21 protein-coding genes and 1 pseudogene are annotated in these 25,597 nt (G+C 62.3%); 7 read left to right on the plus strand and 15 right to left on the minus strand.

Annotated elements, in window-relative coordinates; genetic code table 11:
• Positions 1-107 precede the first annotated feature (107 nt).
• The 5 genes from U5G49_RS32970 to U5G49_RS32995 all read right to left on the minus strand — a co-directional run bounded on the left by U5G49_RS32970 (position 108) and on the right by U5G49_RS32995 (position 5,941).
• Positions 108-377, minus strand: a complete 270-nt coding sequence (locus U5G49_RS32970) for an acylphosphatase (RefSeq protein ID WP_193445918.1) — start codon at positions 375-377, stop codon at positions 108-110.
• Between the two features lie 693 nt (positions 378-1,070).
• A complete protein-coding gene (locus tag U5G49_RS32980) occupies positions 1,071-2,654 on the minus strand; it encodes a gamma-glutamyltransferase family protein (RefSeq protein ID WP_193445983.1) in 1,584 nt (527 codons plus the stop codon).
• A 72-nt stretch (positions 2,655-2,726) separates the two neighbouring features.
• Entirely contained in the window at positions 2,727-4,208 is a 1,482-nt protein-coding gene (locus U5G49_RS32985) for an FGGY-family carbohydrate kinase (RefSeq protein ID WP_113542995.1), read from the minus strand.
• A gap of 14 nt (positions 4,209-4,222) precedes the next feature.
• Complete coding sequence (locus U5G49_RS32990; protein WP_113542884.1) at positions 4,223-5,023, minus strand: BtpA/SgcQ family protein; 801 nt, start codon at positions 5,021-5,023, stop codon at positions 4,223-4,225.
• 66 nt (positions 5,024-5,089) lie between these two features.
• Positions 5,090-5,941 (minus strand): DeoR/GlpR family DNA-binding transcription regulator, encoded by an 852-nt coding sequence (locus tag U5G49_RS32995; protein ID WP_018246776.1) that lies wholly within the window; start codon positions 5,939-5,941, stop codon positions 5,090-5,092.
• A 161-nt stretch (positions 5,942-6,102) separates the two neighbouring features.
• Between U5G49_RS32995 and U5G49_RS33000 the strand changes: the two genes are divergently transcribed.
• Together U5G49_RS33000 and U5G49_RS33005 are read left to right on the plus strand one after the other, a co-directional pair.
• Positions 6,103-6,888, plus strand: a complete 786-nt coding sequence (locus U5G49_RS33000) for an SDR family NAD(P)-dependent oxidoreductase (protein WP_028732368.1) — start codon at positions 6,103-6,105, stop codon at positions 6,886-6,888.
• Between the two features lie 46 nt (positions 6,889-6,934).
• Positions 6,935-8,083: an ABC transporter ATP-binding protein gene (locus U5G49_RS33005; RefSeq protein WP_193445916.1), complete on the plus strand. Its 1,149-nt coding sequence runs from the start codon at positions 6,935-6,937 to the stop codon at positions 8,081-8,083.
• 13 nt (positions 8,084-8,096) lie between these two features.
• On the opposite strand, the gene U5G49_RS33010 is transcribed toward U5G49_RS33005, so the two are convergent.
• From U5G49_RS33010 to U5G49_RS33020, 3 genes are all read right to left on the minus strand, one after another.
• A complete protein-coding gene (locus U5G49_RS33010; protein WP_113542887.1) occupies positions 8,097-8,915 on the minus strand; it encodes a carbohydrate ABC transporter permease in 819 nt (272 codons plus the stop codon).
• Positions 8,912-9,853, minus strand: a complete 942-nt coding sequence (locus U5G49_RS33015) for a carbohydrate ABC transporter permease (protein WP_113542888.1) — start codon at positions 9,851-9,853, stop codon at positions 8,912-8,914. The genes U5G49_RS33010 and U5G49_RS33015 overlap by 4 nt, the downstream gene beginning before the upstream one ends.
• A gap of 153 nt (positions 9,854-10,006) precedes the next feature.
• Positions 10,007-11,293 carry an ABC transporter substrate-binding protein gene (locus U5G49_RS33020; RefSeq protein ID WP_193445915.1) on the minus strand — a complete coding sequence of 429 codons (1,287 nt, stop codon included), beginning with the start codon at positions 11,291-11,293 and terminating at the stop codon, positions 10,007-10,009.
• A gap of 198 nt (positions 11,294-11,491) precedes the next feature.
• Here U5G49_RS33020 and U5G49_RS33025 point away from each other — a divergent pair, with 198 nt between their 5' ends.
• The 5 genes from U5G49_RS33025 to U5G49_RS33045 are packed head-to-tail and all read left to right on the plus strand — an operon-like array spanning position 11,492 to position 17,822.
• Complete coding sequence (locus U5G49_RS33025; protein WP_193445914.1) at positions 11,492-12,943, plus strand: FAD-dependent oxidoreductase; 1,452 nt, start codon at positions 11,492-11,494, stop codon at positions 12,941-12,943.
• Positions 12,940-13,977, plus strand: coding sequence for a questin oxidase family protein (locus U5G49_RS33030; protein ID WP_193445913.1), 1,038 nt, complete (start codon positions 12,940-12,942; stop codon positions 13,975-13,977). The genes U5G49_RS33025 and U5G49_RS33030 overlap by 4 nt, the downstream gene beginning before the upstream one ends.
• A gap of 18 nt (positions 13,978-13,995) precedes the next feature.
• On the plus strand, positions 13,996-15,192 hold the full coding sequence (locus U5G49_RS33035) for an amidohydrolase (protein WP_193445912.1): 1,197 nt from the start codon (positions 13,996-13,998) through the stop codon (positions 15,190-15,192).
• 38 nt (positions 15,193-15,230) lie between these two features.
• Positions 15,231-16,580, plus strand: a complete 1,350-nt coding sequence (locus tag U5G49_RS33040) for an 8-oxoguanine deaminase (protein ID WP_193445911.1) — start codon at positions 15,231-15,233, stop codon at positions 16,578-16,580.
• A 9-nt stretch (positions 16,581-16,589) separates the two neighbouring features.
• Positions 16,590-17,822: an amidohydrolase family protein gene (locus tag U5G49_RS33045; RefSeq protein WP_193445910.1), complete on the plus strand. Its 1,233-nt coding sequence runs from the start codon at positions 16,590-16,592 to the stop codon at positions 17,820-17,822.
• 5 nt (positions 17,823-17,827) lie between these two features.
• On the opposite strand, the pseudogene U5G49_RS33050 reads toward U5G49_RS33045, so the two are convergent.
• From U5G49_RS33050 to U5G49_RS33080, 7 genes and pseudogenes are all read right to left on the minus strand, one after another.
• Positions 17,828-18,078: pseudogene (locus tag U5G49_RS33050) on the minus strand (DDE-type integrase/transposase/recombinase); the annotation flags it as partial.
• Positions 18,079-18,300: 222 nt separating this feature from the next.
• Complete coding sequence (lpdA, locus tag U5G49_RS33055; RefSeq protein WP_193445909.1) at positions 18,301-19,698, minus strand: dihydrolipoyl dehydrogenase; 1,398 nt, start codon at positions 19,696-19,698, stop codon at positions 18,301-18,303.
• Between the two features lie 5 nt (positions 19,699-19,703).
• Complete coding sequence (locus U5G49_RS33060; RefSeq protein WP_193445908.1) at positions 19,704-20,951, minus strand: dihydrolipoamide acetyltransferase family protein; 1,248 nt, start codon at positions 20,949-20,951, stop codon at positions 19,704-19,706.
• Positions 20,952-20,954: 3 nt separating this feature from the next.
• On the minus strand, positions 20,955-21,968 hold the full coding sequence (locus U5G49_RS33065; protein ID WP_182564149.1) for an alpha-ketoacid dehydrogenase subunit beta: 1,014 nt from the start codon (positions 21,966-21,968) through the stop codon (positions 20,955-20,957).
• 1 nt (position 21,969) lies between these two features.
• The gene (locus U5G49_RS33070) at positions 21,970-23,202 is read right to left on the minus strand and encodes a 3-methyl-2-oxobutanoate dehydrogenase (2-methylpropanoyl-transferring) subunit alpha (RefSeq protein WP_193445907.1); all 1,233 of its coding nucleotides are present in this window, start codon (positions 23,200-23,202) and stop codon (positions 21,970-21,972) included.
• A 63-nt stretch (positions 23,203-23,265) separates the two neighbouring features.
• Positions 23,266-24,393, minus strand: coding sequence for an acyl-CoA dehydrogenase family protein (locus U5G49_RS33075; protein WP_193445906.1), 1,128 nt, complete (start codon positions 24,391-24,393; stop codon positions 23,266-23,268).
• Between the two features lie 16 nt (positions 24,394-24,409).
• The gene (locus U5G49_RS33080; protein WP_193445905.1) at positions 24,410-25,597 is read right to left on the minus strand and encodes an acetyl-CoA C-acyltransferase; all 1,188 of its coding nucleotides are present in this window, start codon (positions 25,595-25,597) and stop codon (positions 24,410-24,412) included.

The following is a 25,597-nucleotide window of genomic DNA, read 5'->3' on the forward strand; positions in this document are numbered from 1 at the left end:
TCGGCTTCGAGGCAATTCCGCTCAACCTTATCAGGTTTGCATAATTATTTCGCATTGGCAACATTGAGTAAATAATATGCACGAGGGAAATGCGCCACAGCCCGGTACTAGGTCCTTTCGCCGCTGATCGCCGTGCGATCTATCCTCTCGACCCATACGTCGATAGGCCCGAGAGAGCATCCCATCTCCATCATGTCGATCAGCTCCTCCGGCCCAGCAACCTCAAGTTCGATCCGCATGGAACTCGTATGAGATATGGTGTGCGAGAGGCCAAGCTTGGCGGCATGGCGCCGGATCCAGGGGACAAAGGAAGCAGCCTTGAGATCACCGACAATCGTCATCCGCTCCTGGAAGTGAGTTGTATCTTGTCCCGTCATAAGGATCCCCGTCCTTGCTCTGCTACACCTTAGCGCCTGAATGACCTTGGCGAGGGGCATCGTCATGGCGAGGATATGGCGTCGGGGTTTCTTTTGCAAAAGTCCTCGGCGGTAGGCCTGACAGCTTCGACTTGTGAAACCGCGAAGTTTGTATTCAAACGAATATCGTGAAAAAGCTGGTTCGCCGGCTGCTTACGGAAACGATTGCGGCCGTCGTTCTGACCGGCTTCCGCTGGTATCGCTGTTACCACCACCGACAGCCCCGATGATGAGATTGGCATCGCGCTCAACAATTCCATGCCCGGCCGAACAGCAGCTGGGGCTGCGCCAGGCTCGTAAACACCTTTGCCGATTCCTCGCCACCCCGCGGCTGCACCGCCGGCGACGCAACAACGGTGGAGGTAACACTGCAGGGGTTGCACCCATGGCGCAGCCTAGCCGCGCGCGTCGAGGCGTGGCTCCCGCGCGGCCTGCCGGCCTCGACGCCCCACAACATCGCGCTGTGCCGGCGCTTCGATGCTAACGCCGAGTCTGTTATCCGTCACTTCAGCGCCGCCAGTCAGCATTGTGACAAAAGCCGTGACTTTCCGCCCGCGAAGTTGGCTGGTTCGCAGCCGCCTGGAGCGTCTGGCCTGAAATCAATCCCTGTTGATCGTCGCCGGCATCGCCATCGCGACACACGTCTTGCAGCGCTCACTCACACTGGCGCCGGCTTCGGTCGGCGACGGAAGAGATTCCGATCGCCAAGCCCTCGCCACGTGGATCATGCGCGCCGGTCGCCATTCCGCTCTCATCGATGGCAATCACGCCAGCCTGTCCCGCGAGCGGGCTCCGCGCTTCGATCGGAGACAGGACGTGGCCTCGAGCGGCCAGTTCCGCAAGCACTGTTTCACCCACGTCGCTTTCCAGCTTCAGGCTGTCGCGGCTATCGGAAAATGTCTTGCCGAGAAGAAAGCGCGGACCGGCCAGCGCTGCTGCCGGTTCCTCGTCAAAGTCGATCAGCCGGGTCAGCAGCATCGCCAGTGTCTGCGGCTGGCCGTCGGCGCCTTGCGTGCCATAAAGCAGGGCCGGCCTGCTGTTGCGCAGGCCGAGGCCGGGGTTCAACGTGTAGAAAGGACGCTTGCCGGGGGCGATGCCGTTGACATGCTTGGGATCGGGCGAAAAGGCCGCCCCGCGGTTCTGCCAGAGAATACCCGTATCGCCGACAACCACGCCGCTGCCCCAGTCGAAATAAGTACTCTGCAAGACGCTGACGCTGCCGCCCACGGCATCCGTTACGGCGAAGAACACGGTGTCGCTGCTGCGAAAGGGCGCCGGCCATTCAAGCGCCCGCACGGGATCGATGGAGGCCGCCGCCTGCGCAAGGTGCTGCGTGCTTAGCCATTCCTCTACCGGCTGCGATGCGACATCGGGATCGGCAATGCTGTGGCGATCGAGAAAGGCGCGTTTGACAGCTTCCACGCAGAGATGCAGATGGTCTGCGCTGCCGGCCTTATGGGCGGCAATGTCAAAATGGGCGAGAATCCCCATAATCGCCAGTGTCGTGAGCCCCTGTGTCGGCGGCGGCGGCGCAAGCAACTCAAATCCCCGATAGGAAAGACTGATGGGCGCGACCTCGCGCGTTCGGGTCGCCGCAAGATCGTCACTGGTCAGTGGAGAGCCCACAGCCTGCAGCCCTGCCGCGATCTTTGCGGCCAGTTCGCCCTCGTAGAATGAACGTGGCCCATCGCGGGCAATCAGCGAAAGCGACCGCGCCAAATTCGCCTGCTGGAACAGGCTGCCTGTTTCCGGCGCCGCGCCGTCCGCCATGAAAAGCGCGGCAAAACCCGGCCAGCCGGCCGCTTCCGCCCGCCGGAAGGCAAGCCAGAAGCTCTGCGAGCGCGTGATGGGAAACCCCTTTCCCGCGTGGCGGATCGCATCAGCAAGCAAGACAGGAAAGTCGATCTTACCGCCCCAGTGCCGCGCGGAATAGTCATGCGCGTGCCGCCACGCATCAACCGCGCAGGCCGAGGTCAACGCCGAAAGCGGCCCGCGCAGCGGAATGTTTCCGTCGAAATCCGGCAATTTCCGCGCCGCCTGGCCGATGCCGAGAAAACATGTCTTCCGCCCGCTGCGATCGGCAACAATCCAGACGGAATCGCCGCCAAGCCCGCAGAAATGCGGATAGACGACAGCGATCGTGCTGCCGATGGCGATCGCAGCTTCCAGCGCGTTGCCGCCGGCCCGCAGGATTGCCGCGCCTGCCTCGCTCGCCAGCGCATGCGGACTCGTCACCATGCCGCCACGTCCAGCTGCCTGCATCGTCGGATCCCGGTCTGTCCCTGTCATCGCGCTCGAATTCCGCTGAGTCTATGGTCTGTAAAGCGCACGATAGGTCCGATAGCCCTCGTTATAAACCGCCGCATTGTCGGGATTGGGCACGATCCTTTCACCCTGGCTGACAAAGGCGGTTACACCGGACCAGTCCTCGGTCAGTCCGGCGCCGATCGCCGCTGCCCAGGCGACGCCGAGGCAGGAGCCGGGATGGCCGGTCAGACCTTGTAGCGGCTGCTGCAGCACATCGGAAACGATCTGCATCCAGATCCGGCTCTGCGATCCGCCGTCGGAGACGATGAAACGTGTCGTCGGGTGACCGATGTCGTTCAGGACGTCGATATGATGACGCAGCGCATAGGCATAGGCTTCCAGCATCGCCCGCCAGAGATGGCCGATATGATGCGACAGCGTCAGTCCCTCGATCAGTCCGCGCGCGCCGGCGTCGTGAATCGGTGTCTTCTCGCCGAGGAAGTAAGGCAGGATTGTCAGCCCGTCCGCGCCGGGCGCGCATTGCGCGGCCAACCGGTCGAGATAGCGGTGCACGGATATTCCCTCCGCCTTTGCCGCGATCTCCTCGTATTTGGCGAAGGTGCCGATAAACCAGTTGAGCCCCGAGCCGCCGGTCGACATGCAGCCGTTCGGCATATAGAGCCCTGGAACCAGATGATAATCGAGAAACATACGGGGATCGGGCCGCACGACATCGGTCGCCGTCAGAATATCAACTGCACCCCCGAATTTCAGCAGCACGTCGCCGGCCTTATTGATCCCCGCGCCGAAAGCCGACGCGATCATGTCGGCTGCCCCGCCGATGACAGGCGTTCCAACTGCAAGCCCCGTCGCCTTGGCGGCTTCGTCGGTCACATGGCCAAGCACCTCATGCGATACCGCCTTCCCGGGAATGGCCTCCCGCAGAATTCTGGCAAGCCCGATGAGTTCGTCGTCGAGATTGCCGGTATTAATATCGACGAAGCCCGCTTCCAGCGCCCAGTTCTGTTCGATTGCCTTCACGCCGGTCAGCTTCCAGTTGATGAAATCATAAGACCCCATAACGGTGGCAATGCGCTCGAAGACCGTCGGCTCGTGCCGGGCGATCCAGCGGAGTTTTGCCGTCACCAGCTGCTGGTTGATGCCGTTTCCCGCCCGGCGGAGAAAATCCGTCTCATCCCACTCTCCCTTAAGTTCCTCGACTTCTTCGCCGCAACGCCCGTCGCTCTGCTGGATGCTGGGCCTCAGCACTTGGCAGGCGTCGTCAAGCAGCACGACGGCCGGCAGCATGCCGGTCACGCCAACGGCCGAGATTTGTCCGGCCTCAATCCCGCTCGTTGCAATCAGTTCCCTGGTAACCTCACAGACATTCGCCCACCATTCCGCCGGGTCTTCCTCGGCCCAGCCATGCTGCGGTGAATGAAGCATCGAAGGCCGTGAGGTGAGCCCGAGCACGCGGTTCGGCAACTCGATCAAGATGCCGATGGTGGAGGTGGTGCCGATATCGAGGCCGAGCGTGATGGACATGGCAATTCCGTTGTTCAACGCAGCGTCTCGACAGTCTCCATGAAGCGCTTGACACGGTCGCGGTCGACCGGGTTCCACGTATTGCCGTCCACCTTGAAATGTGTGCCGATGATGACACCGCTGGCAACGCTCAATATGTCGCGCACATTGTCCTTGTTCACGCCGGTATTGGCAAAGACTGGGACATCCTTGACGGTCTCGCAGACACGTCTCAGGTCTGATTGATCGACTGCCTGTCCAGTCAGCGGCCCGGAAACCAAGATGGCATCGGCGAGCGACGAGAATACTGCGCTCTTCGCTCTGAGTTCAATCGGCCGCTGGTCCAGCGAATGGGCAAATTCGGCGTTGATGTTGAAGAGCATCTTCATGTCGTCGCGGCCGAGACTGCGCCGCAGCCGCGCCGCCTTGGCGCAATCGGGCTGCCAGATCCCCATGTCGGAGGCAAAGACGCCGGTGAAGATCTCGCGAACGAAGCTCGCGCCAGTCACCGCGCCGATCGCAACGCTTGCCGAGGGATCCCAGAGATAGTTGACGCCGAACGGTACGGTCAGATGCGGCTTTACCCGCTCGACGATCGAGGTCATCGCCGCCAGTCCTTCCGGCGGCGCCTGGAAGACGTAGGGCCGGTCGTTCTCGTTGCCAAACATGATGGCGTCGACACCGCCCGCTTGCAGTTTCTCGACATCGGAAAGCGCGTCGTCGACGAGCTTATTCAGTCCGCCGGCGACGTCATAGGCGGGCGAGCCGGGCAGGGCGCCGATATGCGCCATGGCGATGACCACTTTCTTCTTGACGCCGAAAAAGTCGAAGACCATGCGAAAACTCCCTGAAGCACAATCGAGTGGACGGCATCCGCTGGAAGATCGGATGCGAAAGGGCAATCAAAGCAGTGGCTGCTCCTCGGGCGCGATGCGCACCTCGACGCCGGCAGTGGCGAGCGCATCGGCAAGGTCGGACGGCGGCATGGCATCGGTGATCAGCATGTCGAATTGCTGCAGCGGCGCGATATGCACCAGCGACATGCGCCTGAATTTGCTGGAATCGCAAAGCACCACCTTCTGTGTCGCGCGGCGCAGATAGACACGTTTCATGTCGGTGTCTTCGAAGGAATAGTCGTAAATTCCCTGCGCCGTGATCCCGGACACGCCGACGAAGGCGATGTCGAACCAGAGTTCCTCGAATTGCAAGACGGCGGACTGGCTGCTGATCGCCATTTCCTCGCCACGCATGCGCCCGCCCGGCAGGTAGACCTCGCCAGAGCCGGCGCCGAGCTGCATCGCGTTGCGCACGCTGTTGGTGAAGATCTTCGTATGCGGCTGGTTGAGCAGCAGGCCGGAGAGCAGATAGGTCGTGGTGCCGACGTCGAGCGCCAGGGTTCGCGCGCCGGCAGCAACGCCTGCGGCTGCCATCGCGATGGTTCGCTTCGAGGCGGCATTGCGCGTCAGTCGGGATTCGAAAGTCGGTTCTTCGCGGTCGACAGCCTCGTTGGCGATCGGCTCGAAGGCCTTGCCGCTGCGCACTGCGCCGCCATGGGTGCGCACCAGCCTGCCGTCCTTTTCGAGCTCGATCAGGTCGCGGCGGACGGTCATTTCGGAAACGGCAAGCTGGGAGGCGACGTCGCTGACGGAGACCGCGCCTTTGCGCGCCAGTGTCTCCAGGATGCGCGCATGCCGCACCTGGGCCAGAACCTTCGGTTTTTCCGCTGCGGCGACCATCTGCTGTTCCGCGTCCATGATACCGTTCTGATCCTCCCGCCGTCGCAACCCGTGGCTACGAACTGATTGTTGCCCTCTATGTATCGAATGAGTCGAACAAATTCAAACATAAATTTCTCTTGTTGTGTATGATTTTGTTGATATATGATCGGGGATGTTTCCATTCGATGAGGGCGGGCATGCAGTCACCGAGCTTTCCAGAACTATCCGGCAAGCGTGCGATTGTAACCGGCGGAGCGACAGGGATAGGGCGCGCGATCGCGACCGCGCTCTCCCGCCAGTCGATCCAGGTGGCGATCTGCGACATCAACCTGGCTGCCGCCGAACAGACGGCGGCCGAGATCGGCAACGGCGCCACTGCCTATGCGATCGACGTTCGCAAGCGAGCCTCAGTCGAGGCGACCTTTTCCGAGGTTGTCGAGAGGACCGGCGGTTACGAGATCCTCTGCGCTAATGCCGGTGTCTCCACGATGCAGCATGCGCTGGAACTGACCGACGAGGAATGGGACTATAATTTCGACGTCAACATTCGCGGCATCTTCCTGACCAACCAGGTTGCCGCGCGCCGTTTTACGAGCATCGGTACCGGCGTCATCGTCAACACCGCCTCGCTCGCCGCAAAAATCGGCGCGCCGCTGCTGGCCCATTATTCCGCCAGCAAGTTCGCCGTGCTCGGCTGGACGCAGGCGCTCGCCCGCGAGCTTGCGGCTTCGGGCATCCGCGTCAATGCCGTCTGCCCCGGTTTCGTCAAGACTGGCATGCAGGAGCGCGAGATCGCCTGGGAGGCGACCCTGCGCGGCGTAACGCCCGAACGCGTCGTGGCAGATTATATCGCCCAGACGCCGCTCGGCCGGCTGGAAACGCCTGAAGATGTGGCCGATGTTGTCGTTTTCCTCTGCTCGAATTCGGCCCGCTTCATGACCGGGCAGGGCGTCAACGTCACCGGCGGCGTCTACACGACCTGACCCGTCCAGGAACTGCAACAGGCCTCCCGTTCAGCAAGGAAAGAGCATGGCTGAAATCGTCTTCGACCAGATCAGCAAGAGCTATGGCGATGGTTATGCGGCGATCCGCAACCTGAACATGACCATCCGCGACGGCGAATTCCTGGTCCTGGTTGGCCCCTCCGGCTGCGGCAAGTCGACGGCGCTGCGCATGATCGCGGGCCTCGAGGAGATCACCGATGGCCGCCTTACGATCAACGGCGCCGTCGTCAACGATCTTGCCCCGCGCGACCGCGATATTGCCATGGTCTTCCAATCCTACGCGCTTTACCCGCATCTGACGGTGGCCGAGAATATCGGCTTCGGCCTTCGCGTTCGCGGCCTCGACAAGGCCGACATCGCCCGCAAGGTGCAAGAGACGGCGAAGCTCCTGGAGCTCGAGGACTATCTCGCCCGCAAGCCCGCCCAACTCTCCGGCGGCCAACGCCAGCGCGTCGCCATGGGCCGGGCGTTGGCCCGCAGCCCCCAGGCCTTCCTGATGGATGAGCCGCTTTCCAATCTCGATGCCCGCCTGCGCGGCCAAATGCGCGCAGAAATCGCCCGCATGCAGAAGATGTCGGGTATAACGACGGTCTATGTCACCCACGACCAGGTCGAAGCGATGACCATGGGTGATCGTGTCGCCGTCATGAGGAGCGGCGTCCTTCAGCAGCTCGGTACGCCGCGCAGCCTCTATGATCAGCCGGCCAATCTCTTCGTCGCAAGCTTCATGGGCTCGCCGGCGATGAACCTGCTGGCGGCCGATCTCTTCGTGACGGAAAACGGCCCCGAGGCCCGCTTCGGCCAGGCATCCATCCTTTTCACGGGCGAGGTGCTTGCCGAGCGGCCCCGCATCGCCTCCGCCGCCGGACGTGCCGTCGTGCTCGGTATCCGCCCGGAAGCCTTCCGTCCGGTGGATGCCGGCGGTTTGGCCGGGTCCGTCGCCTTCATTGAGGATCTCGGCGCCAACCTGCTCGTCCACGTCGATGTCGAAGCCGCCGACCGGTTGAAGTCGCTCTCTGCCGAAGAGGACGACGTGACACTCTCTGCCCCGCAGCTGCGCGTCATCGTTGACGGCACCAACCGGGTGAAGATCGGCGAGCGCCTGTCGCTTGCCGCCGATCCCGCCCGGATCCACGTCTTCGATGCCGCGACCGAAGCGGCGATCCGCGCTTGAGCGCAGCGTCTCTTTAGTGAATGCCTTTTGTCAGGCCCTGCACGAAATAACGATTGAGGAAGAGCACGATCAGCACGATCGGGATCGTCGAAAAATGCGCCAGCGCGCCGAGCGTGCCCCAGGTGATGTCCTTCGTTCCATAGGCTGAAAGCAGCGCCACCGAGATCGGCTTGGAATCGAGCCGGGTGAGAAACATCGGATAGAGGAAGTCGTTCCAGGAAAACATCAGGCAGAACAGTGTAGAGGCGACGACGCCTGAGCGCACCGCCGGCAGCGCCACGCGCCAGAAGGCGCCGAAGAGCGTACATCCATCTGTCAATGCCGCCTCTTCCAGCTCCTTCGGCAGGCTGCGGAAATAGGAAAACATCATCCAGGTGACGAAGGCCGAATTCAGCATTGCGTTGATGAGAACGACGGCAATCCAGCTGCCGAGCAGCCCGATATCGCGCATCATCAGATAGAAGGGGATCAGCGCCGCCACGGCCGGCACCATGCGGATCGCCATGAAGAAATAGGCAACTGCAATGGCATAGCGGCTGGTCGAGCGTGCCAGCGCATAGCCTGCCGGCACGCCGAGAAGCAGCGACAGGATGACGGAACCGCCGGCAATCAGCAGGCTCGACGAAACGAGGCTCCAGACATCGAACAGGTGGAAAACCGTCGCGAACTGTTCGAAGGTTGGTGTGAAGGTCAGTTTCGGCGGGATCGAGAAGATGTCGCGCGATGGTTTGTAAGCGGTCGATGCCAGCCACAGGAAGGGCAGCAGGAAAAAGGCGAGCATGACAACGATGAAGCTGCGCTCGCCGATGCGGCTGAGGGTACGTGCGCTCATCGCCCGTTCGCCTTTCTGTCCGCCTTGCGGATCAACAGGATGAAGCCTGCAGCGATCACGGCGATGCAGATCAGCGTCAGATTTGATATCGCCGAGGCGCGGCCGATATTGAAGAATTCAAGCCCCTGCTTTACCGCATGCAGCATCAGCGTGTTGGTTGCATTGCCCGGCCCGCCGCCTGTCGTCACGTAGACGCTGTCGAAGATGCGAAAGGCATCGATGGTGCGCAGCGTCAGCGCCAGCAGGATCGAAGGCAGCATGAGCGGAATGACGATGATCCTCAGACGCTGCGACGCTGTCGCTCCATCCACTTCCGATGCCTCGAGAATATCGCCCGGCAATGCCTTCAAGCCGGCGAGCAGGATCAGCGCCACGAGTGGCGTCCATTCCCAGATGTCGACGAAGATAAGGGTTGCTAGCGCCGAGTTCGCATTGGCGAAAAGCCCACGCGGATTGGAAATCCCGAACTCGGCAAGATAGTAGCCGACGAGCCCGTAGTCGGCGAGCAACAGCGCCCGGAAGATCAGTCCGACCACAAGCGGCGTGATCGTGACTGGAATGAGGATCAGCGCCAAGCAGATCCGGTTGAAGCGATCATCGCGCCAGAGCGCCAGCGCTATGGCAAAGCCGAGCAGCAATTCGACAGTCACAGCGCCGACCGTGAAGATGACAGTGTTGACGAAGGCCCCGCGCGTCACCGTGTCGGAGAGAAGATCGATATAATTGCCGAGGCCGACGAAATGCGTCCGCGCCGGCTTGAGCAAATTATATTCGTAGAGGCTGAACCAGATGCCCTGCGCCAGCGGCCAGACGCCGATGACGAGCACGTAGATGACGGCCGGCAGTGTCATCAGGATGAAGAACAGCCGCCTGCGCTCCAGATAGGAAACGCTGAAGGCCGGGGTGGGCTTCAGCGCGGAAGTGAGGGATAGGGTCACGTCATGTCCATCAGGTTCCTGGTTCGATGCGCGCTACCGGGATCAAGCCCGCGGCTCACCCGATCATGAAGCCTGAGGCGCATCGGATCAATGGTCTGGAAATGGCGGGGCCGCGACGTAGGTTGCGGCCCCTGGGAGGAAACCGTTTTGTTCTCAGAAGAGCTTTGCGGCGGCTTCCTGAGCGGCATCGAGCGCCTTCTTAGGATCGGCATTGCCGACGAGCACGTCGTTGACGGCGGTGCCGAGCAGGTCCTGAATCTCCGGATATTGCGGGATGCGCGGACGATATTCGCCGTCGCCATGCTCGAAGGTTTCGGCGATGACGGGCAGGAAGGGGAACTTATTCAGAAGATCAGGATCGGTCATCTCGCTCTTGCGCAGGAAGCTGCCGGCGCCCATCATGTTGAATTCCTTGTGCACCGGCGGGCTGACCAGCCACTTGATGAAAGCCCAGGCGGCTTCCTTCTGCGTGTCCTTGATGCCGGCGTTGATCGCCATGCCCCAACCGCCTATGCCGTAGAGCTTCGGCAGGCCGGCGCCGCGCGGCGCCGTCGTGATCGCTACCTTGTCGACGATCTTGGAAATCGACGGATCATAGTAGCCGGGCGCGCCGACCGACCATGTCTGCATGGTCGCGGCAATGCCCTGGCGGAAGCTTTCCTCGCGTCCGCCCCAGTCGTAATCAACGGCGCCGGGAGGTGCAGCCTTCATAAAGAGGTCCTTGTAGACGGTCAGGCTCTTGATATTGGCTTCGGAATTCAGCGCCGGCTTGCCATCCGAGCCGAGGATCGATCCGCCCATTTCGGTATTGTACTGCATCCAGTCCTGCGCGACCGCCGGGCCCTTCTGGCCGTTGGCGACGAAGCCGTAGGTCTTCTTGGCCGGATCGGTCAGCTTGTAGGCGGCCTCGACCAACTCTTCCATCGTCGTCGGCGCCTTCAGGCCGGCGGCGTCAAACAGATCCTTGCGATAGGCGAGCACGTTGGCATAACCGGCGAAGGGGAAAGCGACTTGCTTGTCGCCCCAATGGCCGAGCGCATTGAGAAGCGTCGGGTAGATGTCGTCGAGCTGCAGTTCGGCAGCATCGCGCTTCATCCAGTCGGTGAGGTCGACCGTATAGTTGTTCTCGGCATACTGGCCGGACCAGACGATATCCATGGTAACGAGATCGTAGCCGCCGGTGCCGCCGACGAAATCGGTCGTCGTCTTGGTGAGCAGCGAGCCATAGTCGAGAATGTCGACCTTGACGGTCGCGCCCGTCTCCTCGCTGAATTTCGGAGCAAGGGCCGCCAGGACCGCGGCAAACTGGTCGTTCTGCGAAGCAAGCGTGAGGGTGATGCCGCCATACTTCTTGTCGGCACCGATGGCTGAGCCGGCAAAAACGACCGAGACGAGGCCTACGATCGCCAATTTCTGTGTGAGACTGCTGAGCGATTTCATTTTTGCTCCCCTTATTTTGATTGGCCGGGGCACTATACATCAAACAAAATCGCACTCAAGCGCACTTGACAAAAAATTGTAAACATTAAAAATCACAAAATAAAACATATTCGCGCATGAATGTCCATATTTTATGCGCGTTGCTTAAAAAATAGCAGGGAGTGACGATTGCTTTACTGTTGCACGAGCTGCCCATCGATGACGACTACGCCGGACGAGCGACTGAAAGAGCTGGAATGCCGCGCACATGATGAAATGGCGCGCATCGAAGCGCTCGGCGCAGACTGGCCGGCGCTCGCCGACGAGGACAGAGACGATTTCCATTCCATCGTCATCTGCGGTGCCGGCTTCTCCGGGCTGTCGATTGCTTTTGCTTTGAAGCGGCGCGGCATCCGCTCGGTGCATCTTATCGATCAGAGCGAGGAAGGTCGCGAAGGTCCGTGGGTGACCTGCGCCCGCATGCAGACGCTGCGGTCGCCGAAATATCTCTCAGGCCCGGATCTCGGCATCCCCAGCCTGACGTTGCGTTCCTGGTATGAAGCGCTGAACGGCACGGAGGCCTGGGAGGCGCTCGACAAGATCAGCCGCCAGGACTGGATGAACTATCTCGTCTGGTTTCGAAGGACTGTCGGTATCGACGTCGAAAACGGCACGATGCTTTCCTCGATAAATCCGGCGGGGGGCGAACTTGCTCTCACGCTGACAAAGGGTGACGGCACCAGCCGTACGATTACCTGCCGCCATCTGGTGATGGCGACCGGCATCGACGGCTGCGGCGGTCCGCGCATACCCGCGATGGTCAAGACGCTGCCGAAATCCACCTGGACGCATAGCAATGAGCCGATCCCGATCGATTTCCTCGAGGCTAGGGATGTCGCAATCCTTGGCGGCGGCACGTCGAGCTTCGACTGGGCGGTGGCGGCCCTGGAGACAGGAGCCAGAAAGGTGACCATGTTTGCGCGGAGCGCCGATCTGCCGCGCACGGAGGTTCTCGCCTGGACAAACTTCCCCGGCTTCCTCGGCCATTTCGCCGACCTGCCTGATCTGGAGCGCTGGCGCTTCGCCCACCTCTACTTCAATTTCAAGGTGCCGCCGACGCAGGAGCAGTATGACCGAGCCTGCCGCCACCCTGGCTTTACCATGCAACTCGGCTGTGGCGTCGGCGAACTCTCGATGGACGGCGGCAAGATCAGGCTGACGACCGCAAATGACATCTTCCACGCCGATCACCTTCTGCTGGGCACCGGTTACGAGATTAATTTCGCGCTCAGGCCCGAGCTTGCCAGCCTTACCGAGGCCGCAGCACTTTGGAAGGACCGTTTCCAGCCGCCGCAGGGAGAAGAGAATACCATGCTTGCCGACCATCCCTATCTCGGTCCTGGTTTCGAACTTATGCCGAGACACGCTGAAGCCGGCTGGGTCTCGCGCATCCATATGTTCAATGCCGGCGCGCTGGCGAGCCTCGGCCCCATCAGCAATGGCGTCACTGGTCTCAAATACGGCGTGCCGCGCATCGTCGGTGCCCTGGTGAAAGCGCTGTTCATCGAGGACTCCAACCGGTATCTTGAAGCATTGGCCGCCTATGACGAACCGCATTTCGATCCTGGCATAGACGATGACGTCACGACATCAAGAGAGGTTTTGGCATGAGACAGGCCGCCGCCGTTCAATTTTCCGGACTGGAGACCATCCTTTCGCGCGCGCGCGAGGACAGTGTCGAATTTCCTTACCTCCTCGCCAACCATATTCCAATGGTGCTGATCGCGCTTGATCGCCTCGGTGCCTCGCCGGAACGGCTGGATCAGTGGTACGAGCAGTATCGCGACAGCCACAAGCTTCAGCCGATGCCGCCGCCGGTTGCTCCGATTATCAGGGCAGCCTGGGCCGAGGCGCTTGGCGACCGCACCCGCGAGACGGATTACCGCGCCTTCTTCATCGGCGAAACCCACCGGCTCGGCATTGATGCCGTTATCCGAACCTACCTGCCTGCCATGGTGAACGGCCTTGCCGGCAGCGCCATGCATCCGCTGATGCGTCTTGCTTATGGTGTCCTCAAAAAGGACAACGAGGAGGTCGGCACCGCGCTTGGCTATTGGGCGGCCTGTTATCTGCCGCTTCCCCCCGCGACCGGCACCGCTCCCGATACGGACGATCCTGGAAGGGTGCTTGCCGATGTCAGCAATATCGAAGGCATCCGCGATTATGCGCCGGAAACGGATCTGCTCTGGCATAATATCCGCGCTGTCGCTGCCCTTCCGGGCTTCCGTCCTGTTATCGATCGCCTGGCTTTCGGCGCAGCTACGCCGCGCCGAATGGCCGCGACTTCGCTTGCGCTCTTCGCCGGAACCATGGATTTCTCCGCACTCCATTCCGTCACTGGCCTGCATTGGCTGCGCCTCGTCTCTCTGCACCTGGAAAATGCCGAGCCCTTTTACCGCGCTTTCTGGCAGGTGATTGCCTCGCTGGTGCCGAAGATCGGCTTTCCAGAACTTCCCACCGCCGAGGCGCTGGAAGAAATGCGCAGTCGAGAGGCGCCCGTCTGGGCAGAGATCAAACGCGCCGCGATCGCTTCGGACGACGAACACGATGTCAGCCTGGTTTTTTCCGCCTTGCAGGAGGAAGAGGTTTGGAAGGATCCCCTCTATCGCGTCGTTGCGGCGTGCAGGGTTGGGCTGATCGCATAGCGGATGATGGAAGGATTGATGACGCCGAGCCTCGTAATCGAAAATGCCAGGACCGAAGCCGGCGCGATCGTCTCGCTCATTCTGGCCAATGACCGGATCGCCGCGATCGGTCCGAATGCGGCGGCCGGCATCGACCCCGCGGTGCCGCGGTTTGATGCTGCCGGCGGCCTGCTTTGCCATCCTTTCGTTGACGGTCATATTCATCTCGACAAGACCCTGATCGGACTGCCTTTCATCCCGCATATCCCCGGCGATACCGTCGCCAAGCGCATCGAGGCGGAAAAATCCCTGCGGCGCACGGTGTCTTTATCGGTCGAAGCCCGCGGCGGCGCCCTGCTGGAGAGGCTCGCAGCCTATGGAACGCTCTCCGTGCGCAGCCACGTCGATATCGATACCGAAGTTGGCCTGAAGGGTCTGGAGGCCGTGCTCTCGCTGAAGCAGAGCCATGGTCATCTCGTCGATATCCAGACCGTTGCGTTCCCGCAATCCGGCGTGCTCCGCGATCCCGGCACCGCAGGGCTGCTCGATGCGGCGATCGCCGCCGGCGCTGATCTCGTCGGCGGCCTTGATCCTGCCGGCATCGATAACGACGTGACCGGCCATCTCGATGCGATCTTCGCCGTCGCCGGCAAATACGGCGTCGGGCTTGATATCCATCTACATGACAGCGGCGCGCTCGGCGCTTTCGAGCTGCGCCAGATCGCCGACCGCACAGTAGCGCTCGGTCTCGAAGGAAAAGTGGTCGTCAGCCACGCCTTCTGCCTCGGCGAGTTGGGGGATGCCGATTTCGGCCGCACCGCCGCAGTACTCGCCAGGTCGGGCGTAGCGATCATGACCAGCGCCCCAGGACCCGTGCCCATGCCGCCAGTCAAGCGGCTTGCCGCCGCCGGCGTCCGGTGCTTCTGTGCCAACGACAATATCCGCGACGCTTGGTCGCCCTTCGGCAATGGCGATATGCTGGAGCGTGTCGGCATTCTCTGTGATCGCCAGGATCTTCGTTCGGATGAGGATCTGGCAGCGGCCTTCCGCCTGGCAACCCAGGCGCCGGCCGAGATCCTCGGCCGCCCCGTCGGCTCCTTTCAGGCCGGCTCGCCCGCCGATTTTAACATCTTGCCTGCCGCGTCGCTGGCAGAGGCCGTCGCTGCCCGTCCTCTCGATCGTACCGTCTTCCGCGGGGGCGCCATCATCGCCCGTGGTGGCCGGCTGATCGTCTGATTTTTTCCGTCAATGCAGTGCGCATGGGAGAACCACCGATGAAGGGTCGTCTCTGGATTCAATCACCGCTCGCCATCATGGCCGAGGGCGCTGGGGGCGGCATCGTCGTCGAGAATGGCCGTATCGTTGAACTGGTCACGGCTGGACGGCAGCCCGCAGACTCCGTCGATGCGCGCTTCGACGCCGGCCGGCACATCGTCATTCCGGGTCTCGTCAACGCCCATCATCATATGTTCCAGACCCTGACGCGCGCCCATCCGGCTGCGATCAACAAGTCGCTGTGGCCATGGATCCGCACGCTCTATCCGATCTGGGCAAAACACATGACGCCCGAAGCCTTCCGTCTTGCCGTCCGTCTCGCATTGACCGAGCTCCTGCTTTCCGGCTGCACCACCACCTCCGACCACCACTATCTCTACGCCGCCGGCCTCGAAGACGCGATGGATGTCGAGGCCGAGGAGGCAGCTCGCCTCGGCATGCGCATCACGCTGACGCGAGGCAGTCTCAACATCAAAGACCAGCAGGGTGTCATTTCGCCCGCCAATGTCGTGCAGGACGACGACGTGATCCTCGCCGACAGCGAGCGTGTGCTTCGGCGTTATCACGACCGCTTCGAAGGGGCGATGGTGCAGGTGGCGCTGGCACCCTGCGCCCCCTTCGACGTCACGCTGGAGCTGATGCGCGAAACAGCAGCACTGGCTGAACGCTATGATTGCCGGCTCCACACCCATCTGGTCGAGACCAGGACGGAAGCAGAATATTGCCGCAGCAAATTTGCTTGCACGCCGGTGGAATATCTCGACCGTTGCAACTGGCTGAATACCCGCACCTGGCTTGCTCACGGCATCCATTTCGATGATGCCGAGATCGCCGAGCTTGGCCGGCACGGCGTCGGCATCTGTCATTGCCCGACCTCGAACATGGTGCTTGCTTCTGGCATGTGCCGCACATGCGAGCTGGAAGCAGCAGGCGCGCCGGTCGGTCTCGGCGTCGACGGTTCGGCCTCCAACGACAACTCCAACCTGATGGAAAGCGTGCGCCATGCACTGATGCTGAACCGCCTCAGCTACGGCGCTGAAGCCGTCACCCATATCGACGCGCTTCGCTGGGGAACCGCTGGCTCGGCAAAGCTGCTTGGCCGCGACGATATCGGCAGCATCGCGCTGGGCCGTCAGGCGGATCTGGGCTTTTACAGGCTCGACGAATTGCGTTTCTCTGGTGCCGGCGATCCGCTGGCCGCCCTGGTGCTCTGCGGCGCCACCACGGCCGACCGTGTGATGATCGCAGGCGAATGGCGCGTCGCCGACGGAATGCCTGCGGGTGTCGACATCGAGGCGCTGATAGCCGATCACAATCGCGTCGCCCGCAATTTTCTTCTGTCAGTCTGAGGAGGCTCCATGGCGATCGACTTTGTCATCCGCAACGCCCGACTGGCAGGCTTGACTGAACCGACCGACATCGCCTTCGAGGCGGGCCGCATCGCGGCGATCGCGCCTGGTTTCGTCTGCGATGCGCCGCATTATGATGCCGGGGAAAAATTTGCCTGTGCAGGTCTCATCGAAACCCATATCCACCTCGACAAGGCCGGGATCATCAGTCGCTGCAATCTCTGCACCGGGACACTCGCGGAAGCCATCAGCGAAACCTCCCGGGCCAAGGCGGCCTTCACCGAGGAAGACGTCTATGCCCGTGCTGCCGCGGTCGTCGAAATGGCGATCCTCAACGGCACCATCCGCCTGCGCACCTTCGTCGAGATCGACCCACGCGCCGGGTTCCGCTCCTTCGAGGCGATCAGGCGTCTGAAGGCGGATTATGCCAGCCTCGTCGACATCGAAATCTGCGCCTTTGCCCAGGAGGGCCTGACGAACGATCCCGATACGGAAGAGATGCTGGAACAAGCGTTGAAGGCGGGCGCCGATCTGGTGGGAGGCTGCCCCTACACCGATCCCGAGCCGACCGAACACATCCGTCGCATCTTTGACATCGCCATGCGCCATGACGTCGCCGTTGATTTCCACCTCGATTTCGATCTCGACCCTGCAGGCTCTGATCTTCCGACCATTATCGTCGAGACCGTCGCGCGCCGATACCAGGGGCGCGTCTCGGTCGGCCACGTCACCAAGCTCTCGGCCCTGCCGCTGGAAGAGCTGGAGCCGATCGGCCGCCGTCTCGCCGAGAGCGGCATCGCGCTGACCGTCCTGCCGGCCACCGATCTCTTCTTGACCGGCCGCAATTCGACCTTTCTCATCCCTCGCGGCGTGACACCCGCTCATCGCCTGGCAGCACTCGGTGTCGTGACGACCATCTCCACCAATAATGTCCTCAATCCGTTCACGCCCTTCGGCGACGTCAACCTGATGCGCATGGCCAATCTCTACGCGAACATTGCCCAGATCGGCACCACCGATGGCCTCGACGGCGTCTTCGCCATGATCACGGCGCAGGCAGCCACCCTCCTGGGAATAAAGGGCTACGGCATTGCGATCGGTAGCGGGGCAGATGTCGTCCTCTTCGACGCCCCGTCGGCTGCCGAAGCCGTTGCGACCATCGCGCCCGCGCTCATCGGTTGGAAAAAAGGCCGCCGGAGCTTCCTGCGACCGCGCCCTCGGCTTTTCGTGCACGAAGGATAATTTCGTCGCCGGTCGGCGTGCTTATGCGAGCGGTGTTCCACGTTCGGCATGAGCTGGCGTTTAGCCGCCCTGTGTTGGAGCGCAATTTGTCGGTGATCACACGCTTTGGCGGCGTGGGTTGCTTGTTCAGAAATCGCGTCAGCAGGCACTTGGCCGCCTTGATGTAACTTCGCGTCTGGACGATCTCATCGAGCACATATCCGTCCTGATCAACCGCTCTCCACAACCAGCCTTTCTGACCGTTGATGCGCACGAGTTCAATCGAACTGCCAAACGTTGCCGCCAAAGGGTTGCCGCAAAAGGCGAGGTTCCATAATGCTGATTATGCCAGGTTTACATGTAAAACGAGCATTTCATAATCTAAGCAACCTATAGTAAAGAAGCGACTTGCCCCTGGCCGACGTGGATGAATCCAACAAGACACTCCCCCCGAGCACGGCGCCTTCCCGGATCTTCAGTGCCCGGAGCCAGGCGTAACTCAGATATGCAGGGCGGCCCCCAAAGCTTTCAGCGCCGCCTCCATGACCGCTTCGCTGCGGGTCGGATGTGCGTGGATGGTGCCGGCTATGTCTTCCAGGCGTGCACCCATCTCGATGGCCAGCGCAAAAGCTGCCGAGAGCTCGGAGACCCCGGCTCCCACCGCCTGCAGGCCGAGCACGAGATTGGTGTCGGCGCGGGCCACGACGCGCACGAAGCCCTCTTCGGATAGCATCGTCATCGCCCGCCCGTTGGCGCTGAACGGAAACTGGCCGGTGCGAATCTCATAACCTTGCGCCTTCGCTTCCGCCGGCGACAGGCCGGCGCTGACGATCTCCGGATCGGTGAAGCAGATAGCTGGGATGCATCGTTTGTCCCAGGCTCGCTTCTTCCCGGCGATGATTTCCGCCACCATCTCCCCTTGCGCCATGGCCCGATGGGCAAGCATCGGCTCACCGGTCACGTCGCCGATCGCATAGATGCCGCGCATGGACGTGCGGCAACGATCATCAATCCTCAGATAAGGGCCGGCACGATCAAGATCGAGCTCTTCGAGACCTGACCCTGCGGTTCTTGGACGGCGCCCGACGGTGACGAGAATGCGGTCCGCCGGCAGGGACTGCTGGCGGCCATCAGCCGTTTCGACGATTAACGCCTCGCCATTGTCGGCAAGACCGATCGCCTTCGCGCCGGTCAACACCCGGATACCGCCTTCAGTCAGCTTGCGCATGACGGGCCGCACCAGCTCGGCATCATATTGCGGCAGCACCTGTGGCGTCGCCTCGACGATCGTCACATCAGACCCCATCTTGGAAAAAGCCGTCCCGAGCTCCAGTCCGATGTAACCGCCGCCGACCACGACGAGCTTTTTCGGCAGCTCTGTCAGCGATAGCGCCTCTGTCGAGGAAATGACGCGGCCGCCGAAAGGCAGGTTCGCAAGCTCCACCGGATCCGAACCGGTGGCGATCACCACCGTCTCGGCGCGGATGATCTGTTGGCCTATTTCCGTCTCCACCTCCACCGTCTTGCCGTCGCGGAAGTGGGCGCGGCCGTGGACGATCTTGACTCGTGCCTTCTGCAGCAGCCCCGAAACACCACCTGTGAGCCGGCCGACGATACCGTCCTTCCAGGCAATCGTCCTGCCGAGATCGATCGAGGCGCCCTCGACGCGGATGCCCATCGGGTTCTTGCCGGCAAGCATTCTTTGCGTCGCATCGAATTCCTCGGCCGCATGGATCAACGCCTTGGAGGGAATGCAGCCGACCGTCAGGCAGGTGCCGCCCGGTTTGCCGGCCTCGACGATAACAGTATCGATGCCGAGCTGCCCGGCGCGAATGGCGCAGACATAACCGCCCGGACCGGCGCCGATGACGAGGAGCTTGCAGACGATCTCTTTCATGGATCTCAGCTTTCGATAAAAATGAGCGCCGGCGTTTCGAGCAGCGTGCGGATGCGCTGCACGAAGTTTGCCGCATCCCAGCCGTCGATGATGCGATGATCGAAGCTGGAGGAGAGGTTCATCATCTTGCGCGGCACGAACTGCGTGCCGTCCCAGACCGGTCGTGTGGCGATCTTGTTGACGCCGACGATCGCCACTTCGGGATGATTGATGATGGGTGTCGAGACGATGCCGCCGAGCGCGCCGAGCGAGCTGATTGTGATGGTGGAGCCGGAAAGCTCATCGCGTGTCGCAGTACCCGATCGCGCCGCTTCCGCCAGCCGGCTTATCTCGGCGGCGCAATCCCAGATGCCGCGAGCTTCCGCGTGCCGGACCACCGGCACGGTCAGACCGGCCGGCGTCTGCGTGGCGATGCCGATGTGTACGGCACCATAGCGCGTGATGATGCCGGCATCGTCGTCGAAAGTGGCGTTGACGTCAGGCTGCTCGGAAATGGCCTTGACCAGCGCCCGCATCAGGAAGGGCAGAACCGTCAGCTTCGGATGATCTGGCCTGCGATCGCCGTTCATTGTGGCGCGCAACTCCTCAAGCGCGGACATATCCACTTCCTCCACATAGGTGATGTGGGGGATGCGCGAGGCGGAAAGCACCATCTTCTCGGCGATGCGGCGGCGCAGGCCGGTCAGCTTGATCTCCTCGGTCGCCGTCTTCTTGGCAAAACCGTTCTTGACCGCAGCAGGAGCGGTTCCAGGAGTCAGGAATTGCTCGATATCCTCGCGCAGGATACGCCCCGCCGGTCCTGTACCCTGCACCTGCCTGAGATCGACACCGCTTTCCCTGGCAAAGAGCCGCACCGAGGGAGCGGCAAGCGGCTTTTCCGCCGGCGCCGCCGTCGGCACTGGCGCCGCCGCAGGGGCTGGCGCTGCCGGAGCAGGTCTTGCAATCTCGGCTCTGTGCGTTTCGGCAAGCGGCGTCTGCGAGATATGCATGGGCTGAGCCTCGCCGACATCTCCCGCCGTCTCGATCCGCACCAGCGGGGCCTTGACCGCGATGCGGTCTCCGACCTCGCCGGCAAGCCATATGACGGTGCCATTGACGGGAGACGGAATTTCCACGGTGGCCTTGTCGGTCATGACGGCGGCGATCACCATGTCCTCGCGGACGGGATCTCCCGTCTTCACCTGCCATTCCACAATCTCGGCCTCGGCGACCCCCTCCCCGACATCGGGCATCTTGATGATGAATTCGCCCATGGCTCAAGCCTCCATGACTTCGGCAAGCGCCCGCCCGACACGGCCGGGACCGGGGAAATAGTCCCACTCCTGCGCATGCGGATAGGGCGTGTCCCAGCCGGCAACGCGCACGACCGGCGCTTCGAGATGATAGAAGCAATGCTCCTGCACCAGCGCCGCGACTTCGGCGCCGAAGCCGGAGGTCAGGGTTGCCTCATGCACGACGACACAGCGACCGGTCTTCGAGACCGAGTTGACGATCGTGTCGAGATCGAGCGGCAGCAGGCTTCTGAGGTCGATCACCTCGGCATCGATGCCGGCATCCTCGGCTGCGGCAAGCGCCACATGCACCATGGTGCCGTAGGCAACCACCGTCACCGCCGATCCCATGCGGCGCACCTCAGCCTTGCCGATCGGGATGGTGTAGTGGCCGTCCGGCACTTCTCCGAGGTCGTGTTTCGACCAGGGCGTCACCGGCCGCTCGTGATGGCCATCGAAGGGGCCGTTATAGAGCCGCTTCGGCTCCAGGAACATGACAGGATCGGGATCCTCGATCGCCGCGATCAGCAGGCCTTTGGCGTCATAGGGATTGGACGGCACGATCACCTTCAGCCCGCAGACATGGGTAAAAAGTGCCTCCGGACTCTGGCTGTGCGTCTGGCCGCCGAAGATGCCGCCGCCGGTCGGCATGCGCACGACGATCGGGCAGGTGAAATCGCCGTTGGAACGGTAGCGGATGCGCGCCGCCTCCTGCGTCAGCTGGTCATAGGCGGGATACATGTAATCGGCGAACTGGATTTCGACACAGGGCTTCAGCCCATAGGCCGCCATGCCGATCGCCGTGCCGACGATGCCGGATTCGCTGATCGGTGTATCGAAGCAGCGCGTTCTGCCGTATTTTGCCTGCAGCCCCTGCGTCGAGCGAAAGACGCCGCCGAAATAGCCGACATCCTCGCCGAAAACGACGACATTGTCGTCGCGTGCCATCGAGACGTCCATGGCGCTGCGCACCGCCTCGATCATCGTCATTCTGGCCATGTCAGTACCCCGCCTTCTGCCGCTGGCGGCGGATATGCGGCGGCATCTCGGCATAGACGCCCTCGAAAATGTCGCGCACCGAAGGCCTGCCGCCGGCATGCAGCGTGCCATGCGCCTCTGCCTGGCGCTGCGCCTCGATCACCTCGTCCATGATTTCGGCTTCGGCCTGTACATGCCGCTCCTCCGACCATGTGCCCTTGACGATCAGGTGTTTCTTCAGCCGCAGCACGGGATCGCCGAGCGGCCAGGCCTCCGATTCCGTCTTGGGCCGATAGGCGCTCGGATCGTCGGAGGTCGAATGGGCGCCGACGCGATAGGTCACATATTCGATCAGCGTCGGGCCGAGATTGCGCCGCGCGCGCTCCGCCGCCCAGCTGGCGACGGCATGGACGGCGAGATAGTCGTTTCCGTCGACACGCAGCGCCGGAATGCCGAAGCCAAGGCCGCGGGCAGCGAAGGTGCCGGAGCCGCCGCGGGCGATGCCCTGGAAGGTGGAGATCGCCCATTGATTATTGACGATGTTGAGGATGACCGGCGCCTTGTAGGTCGAGGCGAAAACGAGCGCCGAGTGGAAATCCGATTCCGCCGTCGATCCGTCGCCGATCCAGGCCGCGGCAATGCGGCTGTCATTCTTGATCGCCGAGGCCATTGCCCAGCCGACGGCCTGCACATATTGGGTGGCGAGATTGCCCGAGATGGTGAAGAAGCCATGTTCCTTGGAGGAATACATGATCGGCAGTTGCCGGCCGCGCAGGGGATCGCTCTCGTTCGAGTAGATCTGGTTCATCATCTCGACCATCGGATAGTCGTCGGCAATCAGCAGGCCTGCCTGGCGATAGGTCGGGAAATTCATGTCTCCCTTCTCGAGCGCCTTGCGAAAGGCGCAGCTGACGGCCTCTTCGCCGAGATGCTGCATATAGAAGGAGGTCTTGCCCTGCCGCTGCGCCATCAGCATGCGGGCGTCGAAGGCGCGCAGCTTCATCATGTTGCGAAGCCCGGTCAGCAACTCCTGATTGGAGAGCGACCCTGCCCAGGGACCGACCGCCTCGCCTTCGCGATTCAAAACACGGATGATGGAATAAGCAAGGTCGCGGATATCTTCGGATGCGACATCCACCTCCGGCCGCGGCACCGAACCGGCCTTGGCAATCTTGACGTTGGAAAAATCGGGCTGACCGCCGGGGCGAACGGCGGGTTCGGGAACATGCAGGCTCAACCGAGCGGAATCCACCATGCTTTTTCTTTCCTCCCTTTGCCGTCCTTGCTCCTCCTCCAGAAGCAGGGCCGGATGTGGTCCTTATAGATTTCGGGCGATCACCATGCGCTGCACGTCGCTCGTTCCTTCATAGATCTGGCAGATGCGCGCATCGCGGTAGATTCGCTCAACCGGATAGTCAGCCATGTAGCCATAGCCTCCATGGATCTGGATCGCGTCGGAGCAGACGCGCTCGGCCATTTCGGAGGCAAAGAGCTTCGCCATCGAGGCTTCCGACAGGCAGGGCAGCCCGGCCTCCCTGAGCGAGGCGGCATGAAAAACAAGTTGCCGGGCCGCCTCGATCCGCACCGCCATATCGGCAAGGCGGAAAGCAACGGCCTGATGCTCGAAGATCGGCTTGCCGAAGGCCGTGCGCTCTCTGGCGTAGTCGCGCGCGGCCTCGAAGGCCGCCCGCGCCATGCCGACGGCCTGCGCCGCGATGCCGATCCGCCCGCCCTCGAGATTGGCGAGCGCGATGCGATAGCCCTCGCCTTCCGCACCGAGCCTGAGTTCTGTCGGAATGCGCATGCTGTTGAAGGCGATCTGGCAGGTATCGGAGGAATGCAGCCCAAGTTTTTCCTCGACGCGGATCACCTCGTAGCCCAGCGTATCCGTCGGCACGATGAAGGCGGTGATGCCCTTCTTGCCGACATCGGGATCGGTAACGGCAAAGACGATAATGACATCGCCGTTCTTGCCCGAGGTGATGAATTGCTTGGAGCCGTCGATCACGTAGTGGTCACCGTCACGCCGCGCCCTGGTCTTCAGGTTCGAGGCATCGGAACCGGCCTGCGGCTCGGTCAGCGCAAAGCCGCCAATCCATTCGCCGCTGGCCAGTTTCGGCAGGAAGCGCTGCCGCTGCTCCTCGGTACCGAATTTCAGGATTGGCACACAGCCGACGGAGCTATGCACGCTCATGATCGTCGAACACGTCCCGTCACCCGCGGCAATTTCCTCCAGCGCCGCGGCATAGGCGACCACGCCGGTATCCGATCCCCCATAGGCTTCCGGCACCAGCATGCCGAGCAGCCCGAGTTCACCCATCTCCTTCAGTTCCTCACGCGGGAAGAGATGCTCCCGGTCGCGTTTGGCCGCCCCCGGCGCCAGCCGGTCACGGGCAAAGTCGCGCGCGAGATCTGAGATCTGCTGCTGGAGGTCGGAAAGGATCATCTGTTCTCTCCCTTTCCTATTGCCGTTCGATGGCAACGGCGGTCGCCTCGCCGCCGCCGATGCAGAGCGCGGCCATGCCGCGCTTCAGGTCGTACCGCTCCAGTGCTGCAAGCAGCGTTACCAGAATCCGGGCCCCCGAGGCGCCGATCGGATGGCCGAGCGCGCAGGCGCCGCCATGCACATTCACCTTTTCATGCGGCAGGTTGAGATCGCGCATCGCCGCCATGGCGACGACGGCAAAAGCCTCGTTGATTTCGAACAGATCGACCTCCGACAACGGCAAGCCGGTGCGATCGGACAACTTCTGCAACGCGCCGATCGGTGCGGTGGCAAAAAGATTGGGCGCCTGCGAATGCGTGGCATGGCCAAGGATGGTGGCAAGCGGCTTTAAGCCGCGATGCTGCGCCTCGGAGCGGCGCATCAGCACCAGGGCTGCCGCACCATCGGAAATCGAGCTGGAATTGGCGGCGGTCACCGTGCCGCCGTCGCGGAAGGCGGGCTTCAGCGTCGGGATCTTGTCGAGCTTCGCCTTGCCGGGTTGTTCGTCGCGGCTCGCCACCTGCTCGGCTTTGCCGGATTTCACCGTGACCGGTACGATCTCGCTTTCGAAACAGCCTTCGGCAATCGCCTTCTGCGCCCGCGTCAGCGAGGCGATGGCGTAGTTGTCCTGTGCCTCGCGCGTGAACTGATAGGCCTCGGCGCAATCCTCCGCGAAGCTGCCCATCAAGCGCCCCTTGTCATAAGCATCCTCCAGCCCGTCGAGAAACATGTGATCCACGATACGCCCATGGCCAAGCCTGTAGCCGCCACGGGCCTTGTCAAGAAGATAGGGCGCATTCGTCATGCTTTCCATGCCGCCTGCAATCGCCACTGAGGCGCTGCCGGCGGCAATCAGGTCATGCGCCATCATCGCGGCCTTCATGCCTGAGCCGCACATCTTGTTGACGGTGCTCGCTGCAGTCGCGAAGGGCAGACCGGCATGGATCGCCGCCTGGCGCGCCGGCGCCTGCCCCTGCCCGGCCGGCAGGACACAGCCGAAGATGACCTCCTCAATCGCCTCGGCTGCGATGCGGCTGCGCTGCAGCGCTGCGCGAATCGCTGTCGCTCCGAGCTCCGGCGCTGTCGCCTCCTTCAGCTCTCCCTGAAAGCTGCCGATCGGTGTGCGCGCTGCACCGACGATGACGATGGGATCCTGCAAAACCAT

This window comes from Rhizobium indigoferae, assembly GCF_034554815.1.
Lineage (GTDB): Bacteria > Pseudomonadota > Alphaproteobacteria > Rhizobiales > Rhizobiaceae > Rhizobium > Rhizobium leguminosarum.